A 17,820-nucleotide genomic window follows, 5' to 3' on the forward strand; every position below is an offset into this window, starting at 1 on the left:
TATAGCGGATTAACAAAAACCAGTACGGCGTTGCCTCGCCTTAGCTCAAAGAGAACGATTCTCTAAGGTGCTGAAGCACCAAGTGAATCGGTTCCGTACTATTTGTACTGTCTGCGGCTTCGTCGCCTTGTCCTGATTTAAATTTAATCCACTATAGATTATCATTTATCCTTTCTAAAGCCGTTCCGGTTTGTCCGACCGGCGGCTTTGCCCCAATATCCCCATTTTGGAGACACCCTATGTTGCGTTTGACCGCATTGACCCTCTGCACCGTCCTCGCCTTGGGCGCGTGTTCGCCGCAAAATTCCGACTCTGCCCCACAAGCCAAAGAACAGGCGGTTTCCGCCGCACAAACCGAAGGCGCGTCCGTTACCGTCAAAACCGCACGCGGCGATGTTCAAATACCGCAAAACCCCGAACGCATCGCCGTTTACGATTTGGGTATGCTCGACACCTTGAGCAAACTGGGCGTGAAAACCGGTTTGTCCGTCGATAAAAACCGCCTGCCGTATTTAGAGGAATATTTCAAAACGACCAAACCTGCCGGCACTTTGTTCGAGCCGGATTACGAAGCACTCAACGCCTACAAGCCGCAGCTCATCATCATCGGTAGCCGCGCCGCCAAGGCGTTTGACAAATTGAACGAAATCGCGCCGACCATCGAGATGACCGCCGATACCGCCAATCTCAAAGAAAGTGCCAAAGAGCGTATCGACGCGCTGGCGCAAATCTTCGGCAAACAGGCGGAAGCCGACAAGCTGAAGGCGGAAATCGACGCGTCTTTTGAAGCCGCGAAAACTGCCGCGCAAGGCAAAGGCAAAGGTTTGGTGATTTTGGTCAACGGCGGCAAGATGTCCGCCTTCGGCCCGTCTTCACGACTGGGCGGCTGGCTGCACAAAGACATCGGTTTACCCGCTGTTGACGAAGCCATCAAAGAAGGCAGCCACGGTCAGCCTATCAGCTTTGAATACCTGAAAGAGAAAAATCCCGACTGGCTGTTCGTCCTTGACCGCAGCGCGGCCATCGGCGAAGAGGGTCAGGCGGCGAAAGACGTGTTGAATAATCCGCTGGTTGCCGAAACAACCGCCTGGAAAAAAGGACAGGTGGTTTACCTCGTTCCCGAAACTTATTTGGCAGCCGGCGGCGCGCAAGAGCTGCTGAATGCAAGCAAACAGGTTGCCGACGCTTTTAACGCGGCAAAATAATGAAACGGCGGCATTCGATGCCGTCTGAAACACGGATGCAAACCGCTTCCTGTGTTTCAGACGGCATTGCCCGATACGGAGGCTTCAAACAAGGCTTTCCGCTCCGACAGTTCGGACTGCCTTGTTTGAATCTTCTACGCCTTAACGCTTTTCCCTTCTGTTTATGACTGCCAAACCTTTTTCCCTCAACCTGACCAACCTCCTGCTGCTGGCAGTGTTGTTTGCCGTCAGCCTATCGGTGGGCGTTGCCGATTTCCGCTGGTCTGATGTGTTTTCGCTGTCGGACAGCACCGAACTGATGCTGGTCAGCCGCCTGCCGCGCACGTTTGCGATTGTGCTGACGGGTGCGTCGATGGCGGTGGCGGGGATGATTATGCAGATTCTGATGCGTAACCGTTTTGTCGAGCCTTCTATGGCGGGCGCGGGTCAGAGTGCGGCTTTGGGTTTGCTTCTGATGTCCCTGCTGCTGCCTGCCGCGCCGCTGCCGGTCAAAATGTCGGTTGCCGCCGTTGCTGCGTTAATCGGAATGCTGGTGTTTATGATGCTTATCCGCCGCCTGCCGCCGACGGCGCAACTGATGGTGCCGCTGGTGGGGATTATTTTCGGCGGTGTGGTTGAGGCGGTGGCGACGTTTGTCGCGTATGAGTTTGAGATGCTGCAAATGCTCGGCGTGTGGCAGCAGGGCGATTTTTCGAGCGTGCTGCTGGGGCGGTACGAGCTGCTTTGGATTACGGGCGGTTTGGCAGTGTTTGCCTATCTGATTGCCGACCAGCTGACGATTTTGGGGCTGGGCGAGACGGTCAGCGTGAATTTGGGTTTGAACCGGACGGCGGTGTTGTGGTCGGGTTTGATTATTGTGGCTTTGATTACGTCGCTGGTTATCGTTACGGTCGGCAATATTCCGTTTATCGGGCTGGTCGTGCCGAACATCATCAGCCGGCTGATAGGCGACAGGCTGCGCCAAAGCCTGCCTGCGGTGGCCTTGCTGGGCGCGTCTATGGTTTTATTGTGCGACATTATCGGACGCGTGATTGTGTTTCCGTTTGAAATTCCGGTATCGACCGTCTTCGGCGTATTGGGTACGGCGTTGTTTTTATGGCTTTTGTTAAGGAAACCCGCCTATGCCGTCTGAAAAAAATATCGGTTTTATGGCAGGAAGCAGCCGTCCGTTGTGGGTTGCCTTTGCGCTGTTGCTGGTTTCCTGCGTCCTGTTTATGACGCTCAACGTCAAAGGCGATTGGGATTTTGTACTGCACCTGCGTCTGACCAAACTTGCCGCGCTGCTGATGGTCGCCTATGCGGTCGGCGTGTCCACCCAGCTTTTCCAAACGCTGACCAACAATCCGATTCTGACCCCTTCGATTTTGGGTTTCGATTCGCTGTATGTGTTTTTGCAGACCTTGCTGGTGTTTACGTTCGGCGGCGTGGGCTATGCTTCCCTGCCGTTGACGGGCAAATTCGGCTTTGAACTGGTTGTTATGATGGGCGGCTCGCTGCTGCTGTTTTACACGCTCATCCGTCAGGGCGGGCGCGATTTGCCGCGTATGATTTTAATCGGCGTGATTTTCGGGATTTTGTTCCGCAGCCTGTCATCGCTGCTTTCGCGCATGATAGACCCCGAAGAATTTACGGCAGCGCAGGCGAATATGTTTGCCGGATTCAATACCGTCCACAGCGAACTTTTGGGCATAGGCGCGCTGATTCTGCTCGTCAGCGCGGCGGTCGTTTGGCGCGAACGCTACCGCTTGGACGTACACCTTTTGGGGCGCGACCAAGCCGTCAATTTGGGCATCAGCTACACGCGCAACACCTTATGGATACTGCTTTGGATTGCCGCATTGGTGGCGACGGCGACCGCCGTGGTCGGCCCCGTAAGCTTTTTCGGGCTTCTCGCCGCCTCGCTTGCCAACCACTTTTCCCCGTCCGTGCGCCATTCCGTCCGCCTGCCGATGACGGTTTGTGTCGGCGGCATCCTCTTGGTCGGTGGACAGACCGTGTTCGAACACTTCTTGGGCATGAAGGCGGTATTAAGCGTGGTGGTCGAATTTGCGGGCGGACTCGTTTTCCTCTATCTCGTTTTAAAACACAAAAAATGACGGATGCCGTCTGAACGGCAGCCCGACTCGAAAGGACAAACCATATGACGCAAGAACGTTTCCCATCATTCTTCAACCAAGCCCCGACCATCACCGTCAGGGATCCGCTTGCCGCATTCCTCGGCGCGGCGCAAGACGGCATCCTCACTTACCGCTACGCCGACGCCGTGCGCCTGTGCGGACATTCCTGCCCGACCGTCGCGGGCGCGTACCTGATGGTTATCAAAGGTCTGAAAGCCCTTTACGGCGAAGAGCTGCCCGAACGCGGCGGCATCGAAGCCGCCATGCAGGGCGCGCGCGACGAGAGCACGGTCGGCGTAACCGCGTCCGTCGTCCAACTCCTCACCGGCGCAGCCCCCGAAACCGGCTTTGGCGGCATCGGAATGCAGGGACGCTTCGCCCGCCGCAACCTCTTATCCTTTGGTGCAGGCGAAATCAACGGCACACTGACCCTGCGCCGCAAAGACAACGGCAAAACCGTCGCCGTCAGCCTCAACGCCGCCCTGCAACCCTTCGCACCCGAAATGCGCGAACTCATGCCCAAAGCCGTCGGCGGCAGCGCAAGCCCCGACGAACTTAAACAATTCGGCGAACTCTGGCAAGAACGCGTCCGTGCCTTCCTGATCGACCAAGCCGACAACCCCGAATTTGTTACCGTCAGCGAAATCTAACCATACAGGAATAAAATTCAGACGGCCTCATCATTTATAGTGGATTAAATTTAAATCAGGACAAGGCGACGAAGCCGCAGACAGTACAAATAGTACGGCAAGGCGAGGCAACGCCGTACTGGTTTAAATTTAATCCACTATAAAGGCCGTCTGAAAACCCAATTCCCCATATTCGAATCCGCCTATGATTACCATCCGCAACGTCAGCTTCCACATCGGCACTCGCCCCATTCTAGACAACATCAGCCTCGACATTCCCGAAGGCGGCATTACCGCGCTAATCGGCCCGAACGGCGCAGGCAAATCCACCCTCCTCTCCTTTATGGCACGGCTTCAGCCTCTGGCACACGGCAACATCAGCTACGCAGGCAAAGACATCAAAACCACCCCCACCGCCGAACTCGCCCGCACGCTCTCCATCCTCACCCAAGAAAACAGCATCATGAGCCGCATTACCGTGCGCGACCTGCTGATGTTCGGCCGCTATCCCTACCACCAAGGCAGGCCGTCTGAAAACGACAAAACCATCGTCGAAGAAGCACTTGCCGAGTTCCACCTGCAAGACTTCGCCGACCGCTACCTGACCGAGCTTTCCGGCGGCCAACGCCAACGCGCCATGATTGCCATGGTATTCTGCCAGCGCACCGACTACGTTTTGCTGGACGAACCGCTGAACAACCTCGATATGTATCATGCCCGCTGCCTCATGCAAATCCTGCGCCGGCTGACCGATGAACACAAACGCACCACCGTCGTCGTATTGCACGACATCAACCAGGCCGCCGCCTACGCCGACCACGTCGTCGCCATGAAAAACGGCAAAGTCGCCCTGACCGGCACGCCCGAAGAAGTGTTCACCGTACACAATATCAAAGAACTGTTCGACATGGATGTGGACGTACTCGACTACGAAGGCAAAAAACTCATCGTCCACCACATCTGAAGCTCAAAAAGAAAATGCCGTCTGAAAAGGAGCTAACTTTCCCAGTCGATGCCGCATATGCCGCCGTCGGCGAACAGTTTGACGGCCAGTATTTCGTCGCTTTTTTCTCGGTCTATCATGTAGTCCATCACAATCGAGTCGCAGTCTGGCAGTTCCTCCGTCCATAAAGAGATGCTCTCCAAACGCATGGCGCGGGCAAATTCTTCGGGGTTGTCGGGGTAGTCCGCATCTTCTATTTCAGTGATGTGGAAATTCAAATATTCGCCGTCTTCGGTTAAATATTCGGCAATGGCGGCTCGGGCCATTTTGTCCGCTTCTTCCAAACGCGCTAAAAACGCGGCGAATGCGTCTAATTTTTCGGCAGTCAGTTCATCGTCGCCGCCAGTCCATAAACAGACTTCGACGGTATCGCCGTTGACAGGCAGCTCGCGTTCCCAGCAAACGTCCGGTCCGTTTTCCGGGCTTCCTGCCGATAAGGTTTCAAAATAAGGATGTGAAACAGGCATAATTGGTTTTCCTTGAATTATTGGCAGGGTGGTGTTTTCCTGCCGTCTGAAAAGGGGTATTCCGCGTTTCAGACGGCATTTCCATTCCAAACGCTCAAACCGCCGCGTCCGAACGTTCACCCGTGCGGATACGGATTGCCTCCTCAACCGGCAGCACAAAAATCTTGCCGTCGCCGATTTTGCCCGAACGCGCCACTTCGACAATTACGTCAATCGCGCGTTCCACAGCGTCATCCGCCAACACCAGCTCGATTTTGACCTTGGGCAGGAAATCGACGGCGTATTCCGCGCCCCGGTAAATCTCCGTATGCCCCTTCTGCCTGCCGAACCCTTTGACCTCGCTGACGGTCATGCCCGTAATGCCGATTTCCGTCAACGCCTCGCGCACGTCGTCGAGTTTGAACGGTTTGATGATGGCTTCGATTTTTTTCATAATTGTTCCTTTAGGATTCCATATTTGCATCTACGGAAATTCTTGAGTCGACATCCTGCGGGGATTACTGTCCGATAAAACAATGTGTTTGACATGCAAAACATACATATCAATGCCTCGTTGCTAAAATTGTTCGATTATGAACATTACAAAAAAAACAGCAGCCAAAAAGACGAAAATCCATGTCCAATACCGGTTGCGCAGAAAAAACAGGCTTGAGTTGTCTCTCACGCCGATTATTTCTCCTGTTTCATTGTCAGTATAGGTTTTTACTTTATCGGAAATAAACCACTTACTAAAGAAGTAGTTGCAAAGTGCAGCAATACAAAGGCTTAACATAAAAACGAAATTTGAGGAAATTGCATCTTTCAACCAATCTCCCAAGGCAAAACCACAGATAACTCCGATAATCAGAGACAAAACAACCAAAAGCCCCTTCCCACTCCAAACAATAAACATTGCATAACTCCTTCTTAGCTTGTCCAAACAATTTCAAAAGCGGACGTGATTTTACTATATTTCAGAATATAAATTACATTTCTCAGAACGCGACTGACATGACAAAGGTTTTTACATTGATTGTATTTGTAAAATTGTAAACATTTTTTCGCTTACACGCGCTAACGAAACCGTCCTTTTCGCGTATAATGACATTTTCCCAACCGCATTTGTGAGCTGAATCATGTCTGTCGTTTTGCCCTTGCGCGGCGTTACCGCCCTTTCCGATTTCCGTGTTGAAAAACTCTTGCAAAAAGCAGCCGCACTCGGTCTGCCCGAAGTCAAATTAAGCAGCGAATTTTGGTATTTTGTCGGCAGCGAGAAAGCACTTGATGCCGCGACTGTCGAAAAACTGCAAGCCTTGTTGGCGGCGCAAAGCGTTAAAGAAACGCCCGAAGCGCGCGAGGGCTTGCATTTATTTTTGGTAACGCCCCGTTTGGGTACGATTTCGCCGTGGGCTTCCAAAGCAACCAATATCGCGGAAAATTGCGGTTTGGCAGGCATCGAACGCATCGAGCGCGGTATGGCGGTGTGGCTGGAAGGTCGTCTGAACGACGATGAGAAACAGCAATGGGCGGCTTTGCTGCACGACCGCATGACCGAATCCGTATTGCCCGATTTTCAGACGGCATCCAAATTATTCCACCATCTCGAATCCGAAACTTTCTCCACCGTCGATGTTTTGGGCGGCGGTAAAGAGGCTTTGGTCAAAGCCAATACCGAAATGGGTTTGGCACTCTCCGCCGACGAAATCGATTATCTGCTTGAAAACTATCAGGCTTTGCAGCGCAATCCGTCCGATGTTGAATTGATGATGTTCGCGCAGGCAAACAGCGAGCACTGCCGCCACAAAATCTTCAACGCCGATTTCATCCTCAACGGCGAAAAACAACCGAAATCCCTTTTCGGCATGATACGCGACACGCACAACGCGCATCCCAAAGGCACGGTCGTCGCCTATAAAGACAATTCGTCCGTGATCGAAGGCGCGAAAATCGAGCGTTTCTATCCGAATGCGGCGGAAAACCAAGGCTACCGTTTCCACGAAGAAGACACGCATATCATCATGAAAGTGGAAACACACAACCATCCGACTGCCATTGCGCCGTTTGCGGGCGCGGCAACGGGCGCGGGCGGCGAAATCCGCGACGAAGGCGCGACGGGCAAAGGTTCGCGCCCGAAAGCAGGCTTGACCGGCTTTACCGTGTCCAACCTCAACATCCCCGACCTCAAACAGCCGTGGGAACAAGACTACGGCAAGCCGGAACACATTTCCTCGCCGTTGGACATCATGATTGAAGGCCCGATTGGCGGTGCGGCGTTCAACAACGAATTCGGCCGCCCGAACCTCTTGGGCTACTTCCGCACTTTTGAAGAAAAATTTGACGGTCAGGTTCGCGGCTACCACAAACCGATTATGATTGCGGGCGGCTTGGGCAGCATTCAGGCGCAGCAGACGCATAAAGACGGAATCCCCGAAGGCGCGTTGCTGATTCAACTGGGCGGCCCGGGTATGCTTATCGGCTTGGGCGGCGGCGCGGCTTCTTCGATGAATACCGGCACGAACGACGCGTCTTTGGACTTCAACTCCGTGCAACGCGGCAACCCCGAAATCGAACGCCGCGCGCAGGAAGTTATCGACCGCTGCTGGCAGCTCGGCGACCAAAACCCGATTATCTCCATCCACGACGTCGGCGCGGGCGGCCTGTCCAACGCCTTCCCCGAACTGGTCAACGATGCCGGACGCGGCGCGGTATTCAAGCTGCGCGAAGTGCCGCTGGAAGAACACGGTTTAACGCCTTTGCAAATTTGGTGCAACGAATCGCAAGAGCGTTATGTCTTGTCGATTTTGGAAAAAGATTTGGACACCTTCCGCGCCATCTGCGAACGCGAACGCTGCCCGTTTGCCGTGGTCGGCACGGCGACCGGCGACGGCCATTTGAAAGTGCGCGACGACTTGTTCTCCAACAATCCCGTCGATTTGCCGCTGAACGTCTTGCTCGGCAAACCGCCCAAAACCACGCGTACCGACAAAACGGTTGCGCCGTCCAAAAAACCGTTTAACGCGGGCGATATCGACATCACCGAAGCCGCCTACCGCGTTTTGCGCCTGCCTACCGTAGCCGCCAAAAACTTCCTGATTACCATCGGTGACCGCAGTGTCGGCGGCATGACCCACCGCGACCAAATGGTCGGCAAATACCAAACCCCCGTAGCCGACTGCGCCGTTACCATGATGGGCTTCAACACCTATCGCGGCGAAGCAATGTCTATGGGCGAAAAACCGACCGTCGCCCTGTTTGACGCGCCTGCCTCGGGCAGAATGTGCGTCGGCGAAGCCATCACCAACATCGCGGCGGTCAACATCAGCGACATCGGCAATATCAAACTTTCCGCCAACTGGATGGCGGCGTGCGGCAACGAGGGCGAAGACGAAAAACTCTACCGCACCGTCGAAGCCGTTTCCAAAGCCTGTCAGGCATTGGACTTGAGCATTCCGGTGGGTAAAGACAGCCTGTCGATGAAAACCGTGTGGCAGGATGGCGAAGAGAAAAAATCCGTCGTATCGCCGTTGAGCCTGATTATCTCCGCGTTCGCGCCAGTGGAAGACGTACGCAAGACTGTTACGCCTGAGTTGAAAAACGTCGAAGACAGCGTATTGTTATTTATCGATTTGGGCTTCGGCAAAGCGCGTATGGGCGGCTCCGCGTTCGGTCAGGTGTACAACAATATGACCGGCGACGCGCCTGATTTGGACGATACAGGCCGTCTGAAAGCGTTTTACAACGTGATTCAGCAGCTTGTCGCCGAAGACAAACTCTTGGCGTATCACGACCGCAGCGACGGCGGCTTGTTTGCGACGCTGGCGGAAATGGCGTTTGCGGCACGTTGCGGTATCAGTGCCGATATAGATTGCCTGATGGATAAATTCCTGCCGATTCATTATCCGGATTTCCAAGGCGACCCGGCCGAAGACTTATCTGACGAACTTTATAATCATGCCGCCATTAAAATCTTATTTAATGAAGAATTAGGTGCGGTTATCCAAATCCGCCAACAAGATAGGGATTATGTTGATGCGGCATTTGAAGCGGCCGGCTTAACCGGTGCGGTCAGCCGGATTGGCTCTCCTGATTTTGACAATGAGTCTGTTTCTTTCTTTGGTTACGGCTATTTCTTGGAACAAAACCGTGCCGACCTGCAACGCGCTTGGCAGGAAACCAGCCACGCCATCCAACGCCTGCGCGACAACCCCGCCTGCGCCGACAGCGAGTTCGCCCTGATTGGCGACAACGGACGCAGCGCATTGTTCGCCGACGTGAAATTTGACGTGAACGAAGACATCGCCGCGCCGTTCGTCAACAGCGGCGCGAAACCCAAAATCGCCATCCTGCGCGAACAGGGCGTGAACGGGCAAATCGAAATGGCCGCCGCGTTCACCCGCGCCGGATTCGATGCTTACGACGTGCATATGTCCGACCTGATGGCAGGCCGCGTCCGCCTTGCCGACTTCAAAATGCTGGCGGCGTGCGGCGGCTTCAGCTACGGCGACGTACTCGGTGCGGGCGAAGGCTGGGCGAAATCGATTCTGTTCCACCCTGCTCTACGCGACCAATTCGCCGCCTTCTTCGCCGACCCAAACACGCTGACATTGGGCGTGTGCAACGGCTGCCAAATGGTCAGCAACCTCGCCGAAATCATCCCCGGCACGGCAGGCTGGCCGAAGTTCAAACGCAACTTGAGCGAACAGTTTGAAGCACGCCTGAGCATGGTTCACGTCCCCAAATCAGCCTCCCTGATTCTGAACGAAATGCAAGCCTCCAGCCTGCCCGTCGTCGTCAGCCACGGCGAAGGCCGCGCCGATTTCGCGCTTCACGGCGGCAATATTTCTACCAATTTGGGCATTGCGTTGCAATATGTGGACGGTCAAAACCAGGTTACCCAAACCTATCCGCTCAACCCTAACGGCTCGCCGCAAGGTATCGCCGGCGTGACCAACGCCGACGGCCGCGTTACCATCATGATGCCGCATCCGGAACGCGTGTACCGTGCCGCGCAAATGAGCTGGAAACCGGAAGACTGGACGGAACTGTCCGGCTGGTACCGCCTCTTTGCCGGTGCAAGAAAAGCTTTGGGCTAACCGCCCTACTCAAACCAATGCCGTCTGAAGAATATTTCAGACGGCATTCCGGCATACCATCCTTTAAACGGCATCCGTCCACCGAGGAACACTCATGAAAATCACCCCCGTCAAAGCCTTGACCGACAACTACATCTGGATGATACAGGAAGGCAACCATGCCGTCTGCGTCGACCCCTCCGACCCCACACCCGTATTGGAATTCCTCGTACGCAACCGACTCATGCTTGCCCAAACATGGGTAACGCACCCCCATCCCGACCACGAAGGCGGTGCTGCCGCACTGTGGCGCGGCTACATGGAATCGCCCGTTTACGGTGAAACCGACATCGAAGCAGCAACCCACACCGTAACTGCAGGCACCCAATTTACCTTCGGCGAAGGGTTAATCACCGTTTGGGCAACCCCGGGCCATACCGACCGCCACATCAGCTACCTTATGGAAACTTCAGACGGCATACACGTCTTTTGCGGCGACACTCTGTTTTCCGCCGGCTGCGGACGCGTGTTCACCGGTACGGTCGAACAACTTTACGACAGCTTCCAACGGTTCAACCAATTACCCGAAGGCACCCTGTTCTACCCGGCGCACGAATACACCGCCGCCAACCTGGATTTTGCCGCCCATATCGAGCCGGACAACGCCGACATTCAGACGGCATTGAAGGCGGCAGAACACACGCCTACCCTGCCCGTTACCCTTGCGCACGAACGCCGCGTCAACCCGTTCTTACGGACAGAAATCCCCACTGTCCGCCAACGTGCCGAAGCCCTGGTCGGCAAAACGCTGAACAGCGGTTTGGCGGTCTTCGCCGCCCTGCGCGAACTGAAAAACACCTACCGCTGACCTGCCCTCCGAAAAATGCCGTCTGAAACCCACGTTTCAGACGGCATTTGCGTTAAAAATAGTAAACCGTTTCAAAAGGGAGTAGAATAGTGCCGTTTCCAACCCTGCGCCTGTACCGTCAGGCTTTTATTATGGACCTTCCCAGTTCATTTTTACTGAACGCCCCTTCCGATTCCAAACGACAATAACCATCCCGCCGGAATGCCTCCCCGCACACGGCGGGCGGAGCATTTATGAGCATCGAACAAACCCCTCCGAACTTTGAAAACAACGGTATCGAAAACGATGTAGAACGCGTTTCCGCCGATTTCGACCGTGTCCACTCCCTCTGCGAAATCCTCGAACCTGCTTTTGAACAAATCGAAAACGGTACACCGCTCGAAGACGCGCCGCTGAGCGACAAGCTGACCGAGCTGACCGTCCTCTTGAGCGAGCTGCACCCTGCCGACGTGGCGGCGGTATTGGAATCGCTGCCGCCGCGCGAACGCAATATCGTCTGGATTCTGGTCAAACCGGAAGACGACGGCGAAGTGCTGCTGGAAGTGTCCGATGCAGTCCGCGAAACGCTGATCGAGTCGATGGACAAGGACGAACTGTTGGCGGCAGTTGACGATTTGGACGCGGACGAATTGGCGGAACTGGCAGACGATTTGCCGCACCAAGTGGTTTATGAAGCCTTACAGACGCGCGATGAGGAAGAACGCGCCCAAGTCAAGGCGGCAATGTCGTATGAAGACAACCAAGTCGGCGCGATTATGGACTTCGAGTTGGTCAGCATCCGCGCCGATGTCGCCTGCGAAGTGGTGCTGCGCTATCTGCGCCGCTTCGACAGCCTGCCCGACCATACCGACAAGATTTTTGTGGTCGATGAAAACGACGTACTGCAAGGCGTGCTGCCCATCCGCAAACTTTTGGTTGCCGACCCCGAAGACTTGGTGGAAAACGTGATGGCGAAAGATGTCGTGCGTTTCCGCGCCGAAGACGACGTGGAAGAAGCGGCGCAGGCGTTTGAACGCTACGACTTGGTTACCGCGCCCGTCGTCGATGAAAACAAAAAGCTCATCGGAAGGATTACCGTTGACGAAATGGTGGACGTGATCCGCGAAGAATCCGAAGCGGATATGTTGAACATGGCGGGTTTGCAGGAAGAGGAAGACCTGTTCGCACCCGTCTTGGATTCCGTCAAAAACCGCTGGATGTGGCTCGCCGTCAACCTCTGCACCGCCTTCCTTGCCAGCCGCGTCATCGGCGCGTTTGAAGGCAGTATCGAAAAAATCGTCGCTCTCGCCGCACTGATGCCCATCGTCGCCGGCATAGGCGGCAACTCGGGTAACCAGACGATTACCATGATTGTCCGCGCCATGGCGATGGGGCAACTGACAGGCATGCAGGCAGGCAGGCTGCTGAAAAAAGAAGTCGGCGTCGCCCTGGTCAACGGCATTATCTGGGGAACCGTCATGGGCGCGGTTTCATGGCTGCTCTACGGCAGCCTCGGCATCGGTTTGGTCATGATTGCCGCGATGACGCTCAACCTGCTGCTGGCGGCAACCGTCGGCGTATTGATTCCCGTGGTAATGGAAAAGTTCGGACGCGACCCCGCGCTGGGCAGTTCGGTACTGATTACCGCCGTTACCGACTCTGGCGGCTTCCTGATTTTCTTGGGTCTCGCAACCCTGTTCCTGCTTTAAATGCCGTCTGAAATACATGAAAATGCCGTCTGAAACACCCTGTGGGGATTTTCAGACGGCATTTCACTATTTATCTTTGTTGTTACACAAAATTATTGGACGGTATGTCGGGACTGCTCTCGGGCAACGCCGACCACATCCGCACCAAACAGCGCATTGACATCGGTTTCGTCAAACACGTATTTACTGTGGCAGAAGTCGCAATCGACTTCGATGCTGCCCTGCTCCGCCACCACGCCGCCGACTTCTTCCCCGCCCAGCATCAACAGCATATCGCTGACCTTGCCCCGAGAACAGGTGCATGAAAATTCAAACGTTTCCGGCTCGAACACGCGCGGCGGCGTTTCGTGGAACAGGCGGTATAAAACATGTTGCGCATCCAATTCTGCCAGCTCGCCCGCCGTCAGCGTGCGCGCCAGCGTACTGACGTGTTCCCACGCTTCTTCCGCCAGCTCTTCTTCGGGCAGACGCTGCACCAGCAGACCGCCCGCCGCTTCGCCGCTTGCAGACAGGACGATGTGCGTATCGATTTGTTCGGAACGCTTCATATAGTTCACCAACATTTGCGCGATGCTGTCGCCTTCCAAAGGCACTACACCCTGCCAGGGTTCGCCGTCTTTGGGCTGCAGCGTCAGCACGAATACGCCGCCCTCGCCCAAAAGATCGGCCAAACTCTCATCTTCACCGATTTCTGCCGCCTCGTCCCACCGCGCGGTCGCACGGACGGTACGGTCGGAAGTCGCTTCCGCAACCAGCATTTTCAGCCGCCCCTGTCCCTGAACCTGCACAATCAGCGTGCCTTCGTTTTTGAGGTTGCCCGACAGCAGCACGCCCGCCGCCAACAGCTCGCCCAAGGCGCGGCGAATGGCGGCGGGATAGTTTTTCTGTTTTACAATGTGCTGCCATACGTTTTCCAGACGGACGTGCAGCCCGCGCACGGGCATATCGTCGAAGATAAAGCGGGTACGCACANCGGCGCGGTTGATGGAGGTTTGATTCATTATTCTCTCTGATTGATTGTTCGGATGGCGGATATATGGTTGCAGTCGGCGCGAAAACAAGGCGGACGGCGGGTGCGTTTCCCAAGTTCTCAATAAATTATATAAAAATCAATACATTAACCCAATCTAACAAGCCGTTTTTTGCCAAACAGCCGTTTTTTTATATACAATCAACAAGATATTTTCGACTGATACAGCATAACATCGCACGGCGGCACGATGCCTCCTGCGCGGAAACACCGATATGGATTCTTTTTTCAAACCGGCAGTTTGGGCGGTTTTGTGGCTGATGTTTGCCGTCCGCCCCGCCCTTGCCGATGAGTTGACCAACCTGCTCAGCAGCCGCGAGCAGATTCTCAGACAGTTTGCCGAAAACGGGCAATACGCCCAAACCGCCCGCACTAATAATGACCGTACTTCAGGTTCCGCCGACGAACTTATCGGCAATGCGATGGGGCTTTTGGGTGTTGCCTACCGCTACGGCGGCACATCGGTTTCTACCGGTTTTGATTGCAGCGGCTTCATGCAGCACATCTTCAAACGCGCCATGGGCATCAACCTGCCGCGCACGTCGGCAGAACAGGCGCAGATGGGTACGCCGGTTGCCCGAAGCGAATTGCAGCCCGGGGATATGGTGTTTTTCCGCACACTCGGCGGCAGCCGCATTTCCCATGTCGGGCTTTATATCGGCAACGACCGCTTCATCCACGCGCCGCGCACGGGGAAAAATATCGAAATCACCAGCCTGAGCCACAAATATTGGAGCGGCAACTACGCGTTCGCCCGCCGGGTCAAGAAAAACGACCCGTCCCGCTTTCTGAACTGATTTCCCAAGGAATACGCAATGAGTATGCCCGAAATGCCCAAATGGTACGACGATGACGGACAGATCGTGTCCTGTACCGAAAAGGTCAAAGTAATGTCCGAAAATATGTCCGAACTGTACCAAACGGCGCAAGACGCGTTTGAAGACGCGCTGCTGATGGGTTGCGGCGAACGTCAGTTGCGCGATTACCTGCTCGCGCTGATTGAAGGTTTGGAAAATCCCTACCGCAAAGTCTGAACACGCCCCGGTTGCTGCGGCACGGTTTATCCGTGCCGTTTTTGCGTTTGTGCGCGGCTTCGGCTTTTCAGACGGCATATTTGACGTTATGATTAAACAGTTAACAAAATTTATCACAACGCCGTCAAAAGACAGACACACAACATGAACATCATCCGCGCGCTTCTCATCATCCTCGGCTGCCTCGCCGCCGGCGAAACCGCCGTTTTCCTAGCAGGCATCAAACTGTCCGGCAGCATCGTCGGCATGGGCGTGCTGTTTGCGCTTTTGCAGGCGGGTTGGGTCAAAACGTCTTGGCTGCAACAGCTTACCGACGCGCTGATGGCAAACCTGACGCTGTTCCTCGTGCCGCCCTGCGTGGCGGTTATCAGCTATTTGGATTTGATTGCCGACGATTGGTTTTCGATACTGGTTTCCGCCTCCGCCAGCACTTTGTGCGTACTGCTGGTTACGGGCAAGGTTCACCGCTGGATACGGAGCATTATCTGATGAACGAAATCCTCAGGCAGCCCAGCATCCTGCTTTTTCTCACGCTTGCCGTGTACGCGCTTGCAATTATCGTGCGCACGCGCACGGGCAATATCTTCTGCAACCCCGTACTCGTCAGCACTATCGTGCTGATTGCCTACCTGAAAATCCTCAACATTGATTACGCGGTGTACCACAACGCCGCACAGTTTATCGATTTCTGGCTCAAGCCCGCCGTCGTCGTGCTTGCCGTGCCGCTCTACCAAAACCGTCGTAAAATCTTCAACCAGTGGCTGCCCGTTATCGTTTCGCAACTTGCAGGCAGCATTACGGGCATTGTTACGGGGATGTATTTTGCCAAATGGCTGGGCGCGGAACGCGAAGTCGTCCTCNCGCTTGCCGCCAAATCTGTTACCAACCCCATTGCCATCGAAATCACCCGCTCCATCGGCGGCATTCCCGCCATTACCGCCGCCACCGTCATCATTGCCGGTCTGGTCGGACAGATTGCCGGTTACAAAATGTTGAGAAACACGGTCGTTATGCCCTCATCTGTCGGAATGTCGCTCGGCACGGCTTCGCACGCGATGGGTATTGCCGCCTCGCTCGAACGCAGCCGGCGTATGGCGGCATACGCTGGACTGGGGCTGACGCTCAACGGCGTACTGACCGCACTCATCGCCCCGTTAATCATACCCGTTTTAGAATTTTGAACCCGTTTCAGACGGCATACTGGGATATGCCGTCTGAAATGTCGGAATACACGTCATGACACCTACGCTTCCCCGGCGCATCGCCCGCAAAATCCGCCAAACCCGCCGCCTGTCGCGCAAAAGCATCGCCTTTGTGTTCCTCTTGGCAGGCTCGGCACTCGTTGCCCTGACCGCGCTGTTTTTCGCCCACCTTGCCGACTTTGCACTGGAACTGAACACCAGCCTGGTTCAGAAATATCCATGGTTCGCGTGGATTGCCCTGCCGCTGGGATTCCCCGCCATCACCTGGTTTACACGCAAATATGCGCCATACACATCGGGCAGCGGCATCCCCCAAGTCATCGCCTCGCTGTCGCTGCCCTACGGCGCACAAAAAACACGGCTGATCCGCCTCAAACCGACACTGCTGAAAATCCCGCTCACCTTTTTGGGCATGCTGTTCGGTGCATCTATCGGACGCGAAGGCCCGTCCGTTCAGGTCGGCTCGGCAGTGATGGGCGCGTGGGGCGCGTGGTGCAAAAAACACGGTTTGGCATTCAAAGGGATGCAGGAAAACGATTTGATGGCGGCGGGCGCGGCGGGCGGTTTGGCAGCCGCGTTCAACGCGCCGCTGGCGGGCGTGATTTTCGCCATTGAGGAACTCGGGCGCGGCATTATGCTGCGTTGGGAAAGGCAAATTCTTTTGGGCGTGCTCGCCTCCGGTTTCATACAGGTCGCCATTCAGGGCAACAACCCGTATTTTTCGGGTTTCAACGGCGGCGTATTGGAAAATATTTTGATGTGGGTCGTGGCGGCCGGTCTGGTTTGCGGCGCGGCGGGCGGTCTGTTCGGACGGCTGCTCTATCAGGGCGCGGCGGCATTTTCCCCGCGCAAAATACGGGGCTTCGTCCGCAATCATCCGTTGCTGCTCTCGGCTGTCATGGGTCTGCTGCTTGCCGCATTGGGCACGCTTTATCAGGGCAAAACCTACGGCACCGGCTACCACGAGGCCGCACTGGCATTGCACGGCGTTTACGAAGCCCCCTTCGGGCTGGCGGCGGCAAAATGGCTCGCCACCGTATTCAGCTATTGGGCAGGCATTCCGGGCGGCATTTTCACTCCCTCGCTGACCATAGGCGCATTCTTAGGCGAACATATCGCCTCCGCCGCCGACGTATCCGCCGGTGCAAACATCATCGTCCTCATCTGCATGGCGGCATTTCTGGCGGGCGCGACACAATCCCCGATTACCTCCGCCGTCATCGTTATGGAAATGACCGGCGGGCAAAGCCTGCTGTTTTGGATGCTGATTGCCTGCATTTTCGCCTCGCAGGTTTCGCGCCAGTTTTCGCCGCAGCCGTTTTACCACGCATCGGGAATGCGTTTCCGCCGGCGCGTGCTTCAGGAAACCGCCGCCCAAGCCGGCAATACGCCCGCCGGACTGCAAGCCGCAAACAGCAAAGCGGGAATGCCGTCTGAAAATTAAAACGTCCCCCGATCAAACGCCGGCAGCCGCCTTGATTTGAATACCGTTCCGCCGCCGCTTGAAATTTCAGCAACAATGCCGT

The 17,820-nt window shown here is 55.4% G+C and carries 18 protein-coding genes and 1 pseudogene; 14 read left to right on the top strand and 5 right to left on the bottom strand.

Annotated elements, in window-relative coordinates:
* Positions 1-93: 93 nt before the first annotated feature.
* A pseudogene (locus ACRPFF_RS07945) lies at positions 94-156 on the bottom strand (transposase); the annotation flags it as partial.
* An 83-nt stretch (positions 157-239) separates the two neighbouring features.
* On the opposite strand from ACRPFF_RS07945, the gene ACRPFF_RS07950 reads away from it, so the two are divergent.
* From ACRPFF_RS07950 to ACRPFF_RS07975, 6 genes are all read left to right on the top strand, one after another.
* On the top strand, positions 240-1,205 hold the full coding sequence (locus ACRPFF_RS07950) for a siderophore ABC transporter substrate-binding protein (protein WP_432674328.1): 966 nt from the start codon (positions 240-242) through the stop codon (positions 1,203-1,205).
* 17 nt (positions 1,206-1,222) lie between these two features.
* Positions 1,223-1,372 carry a hypothetical protein gene (locus ACRPFF_RS07955; protein WP_162818930.1) on the top strand — a complete coding sequence of 50 codons (150 nt, stop codon included), beginning with the start codon at positions 1,223-1,225 and terminating at the stop codon, positions 1,370-1,372.
* Positions 1,369-2,337: an ABC transporter permease gene (locus tag ACRPFF_RS07960; RefSeq protein WP_432674329.1), complete on the top strand. Its 969-nt coding sequence runs from the start codon at positions 1,369-1,371 to the stop codon at positions 2,335-2,337. Before ACRPFF_RS07955 ends, ACRPFF_RS07960 begins: the two co-directional genes overlap by 4 nt.
* Entirely contained in the window at positions 2,327-3,301 is a 975-nt protein-coding gene (locus ACRPFF_RS07965; protein ID WP_061370433.1) for an iron chelate uptake ABC transporter family permease subunit, read from the top strand. The genes ACRPFF_RS07960 and ACRPFF_RS07965 overlap by 11 nt, the downstream gene beginning before the upstream one ends.
* Positions 3,302-3,345: 44 nt before the next feature.
* Complete coding sequence (locus ACRPFF_RS07970) at positions 3,346-3,972, top strand: FmdE family protein (RefSeq protein WP_411712705.1); 627 nt, start codon at positions 3,346-3,348, stop codon at positions 3,970-3,972.
* Between the two features lie 184 nt (positions 3,973-4,156).
* A complete protein-coding gene (locus tag ACRPFF_RS07975; RefSeq protein WP_411712706.1) occupies positions 4,157-4,915 on the top strand; it encodes an iron ABC transporter ATP-binding protein in 759 nt (252 codons plus the stop codon).
* A gap of 32 nt (positions 4,916-4,947) precedes the next feature.
* On the opposite strand, the gene ACRPFF_RS07980 is transcribed toward ACRPFF_RS07975, so the two are convergent.
* From ACRPFF_RS07980 to ACRPFF_RS07990, 3 genes are all read right to left on the bottom strand, one after another.
* The gene (locus ACRPFF_RS07980; protein WP_003713577.1) at positions 4,948-5,421 is read right to left on the bottom strand and encodes a DUF2004 domain-containing protein; all 474 of its coding nucleotides are present in this window, start codon (positions 5,419-5,421) and stop codon (positions 4,948-4,950) included.
* A 94-nt stretch (positions 5,422-5,515) separates the two neighbouring features.
* Positions 5,516-5,854, bottom strand: coding sequence for a P-II family nitrogen regulator (locus tag ACRPFF_RS07985; protein WP_025456947.1), 339 nt, complete (start codon positions 5,852-5,854; stop codon positions 5,516-5,518).
* Positions 5,855-5,977: 123 nt separating this feature from the next.
* Positions 5,978-6,313, bottom strand: coding sequence for a hypothetical protein (locus tag ACRPFF_RS07990; protein ID WP_003754652.1), 336 nt, complete (start codon positions 6,311-6,313; stop codon positions 5,978-5,980).
* Positions 6,314-6,536: 223 nt separating this feature from the next.
* On the opposite strand from ACRPFF_RS07990, the gene purL reads away from it, so the two are divergent.
* From purL to mgtE, 3 genes are all read left to right on the top strand, one after another.
* Positions 6,537-10,493, top strand: coding sequence for a phosphoribosylformylglycinamidine synthase (gene purL / locus ACRPFF_RS07995; protein WP_432674330.1), 3,957 nt, complete (start codon positions 6,537-6,539; stop codon positions 10,491-10,493).
* Between the two features lie 94 nt (positions 10,494-10,587).
* Positions 10,588-11,340 carry a hydroxyacylglutathione hydrolase gene (gene gloB, locus ACRPFF_RS08000; RefSeq protein ID WP_432674331.1) on the top strand — a complete coding sequence of 251 codons (753 nt, stop codon included), beginning with the start codon at positions 10,588-10,590 and terminating at the stop codon, positions 11,338-11,340.
* Positions 11,341-11,573: 233 nt separating this feature from the next.
* Entirely contained in the window at positions 11,574-13,028 is a 1,455-nt protein-coding gene (mgtE, locus tag ACRPFF_RS08005) for a magnesium transporter (RefSeq protein WP_432674332.1), read from the top strand.
* A gap of 92 nt (positions 13,029-13,120) precedes the next feature.
* Here the strand turns inward: mgtE and hslO are convergent, their stop codons facing one another.
* The gene (hslO, locus tag ACRPFF_RS08010) at positions 13,121-14,029 is read right to left on the bottom strand and encodes an Hsp33 family molecular chaperone HslO (RefSeq protein WP_432674333.1); all 909 of its coding nucleotides are present in this window, start codon (positions 14,027-14,029) and stop codon (positions 13,121-13,123) included.
* A 244-nt stretch (positions 14,030-14,273) separates the two neighbouring features.
* Here hslO and ACRPFF_RS08015 point away from each other — a divergent pair, with 244 nt between their 5' ends.
* From ACRPFF_RS08015 to ACRPFF_RS08035, 5 genes are all read left to right on the top strand, one after another.
* The gene (locus tag ACRPFF_RS08015) at positions 14,274-14,855 is read left to right on the top strand and encodes a C40 family peptidase (protein WP_432674334.1); all 582 of its coding nucleotides are present in this window, start codon (positions 14,274-14,276) and stop codon (positions 14,853-14,855) included.
* Between the two features lie 18 nt (positions 14,856-14,873).
* Positions 14,874-15,092 (top strand): hypothetical protein, encoded by a 219-nt coding sequence (locus ACRPFF_RS08020; protein ID WP_019271849.1) that lies wholly within the window; start codon positions 14,874-14,876, stop codon positions 15,090-15,092.
* A 144-nt stretch (positions 15,093-15,236) separates the two neighbouring features.
* The gene (locus tag ACRPFF_RS08025; RefSeq protein ID WP_432674335.1) at positions 15,237-15,581 is read left to right on the top strand and encodes a CidA/LrgA family protein; all 345 of its coding nucleotides are present in this window, start codon (positions 15,237-15,239) and stop codon (positions 15,579-15,581) included.
* Positions 15,581-16,273 carry an LrgB family protein gene (locus ACRPFF_RS08030; RefSeq protein ID WP_432674336.1) on the top strand — a complete coding sequence of 231 codons (693 nt, stop codon included), beginning with the start codon at positions 15,581-15,583 and terminating at the stop codon, positions 16,271-16,273. Before ACRPFF_RS08025 ends, ACRPFF_RS08030 begins: the two co-directional genes overlap by 1 nt.
* Before the next feature lie 55 nt (positions 16,274-16,328).
* Positions 16,329-17,738 (top strand): chloride channel protein, encoded by a 1,410-nt coding sequence (locus ACRPFF_RS08035; protein ID WP_432674337.1) that lies wholly within the window; start codon positions 16,329-16,331, stop codon positions 17,736-17,738.
* Positions 17,739-17,820: the final 82 nt, after the last annotated feature.

Origin of the sequence: Neisseria sp. SLRRB23 (assembly GCF_050896295.1) — a bacterium.
In the GTDB taxonomy this organism is placed as follows: Bacteria; Pseudomonadota; Gammaproteobacteria; order Burkholderiales; family Neisseriaceae; genus Neisseria.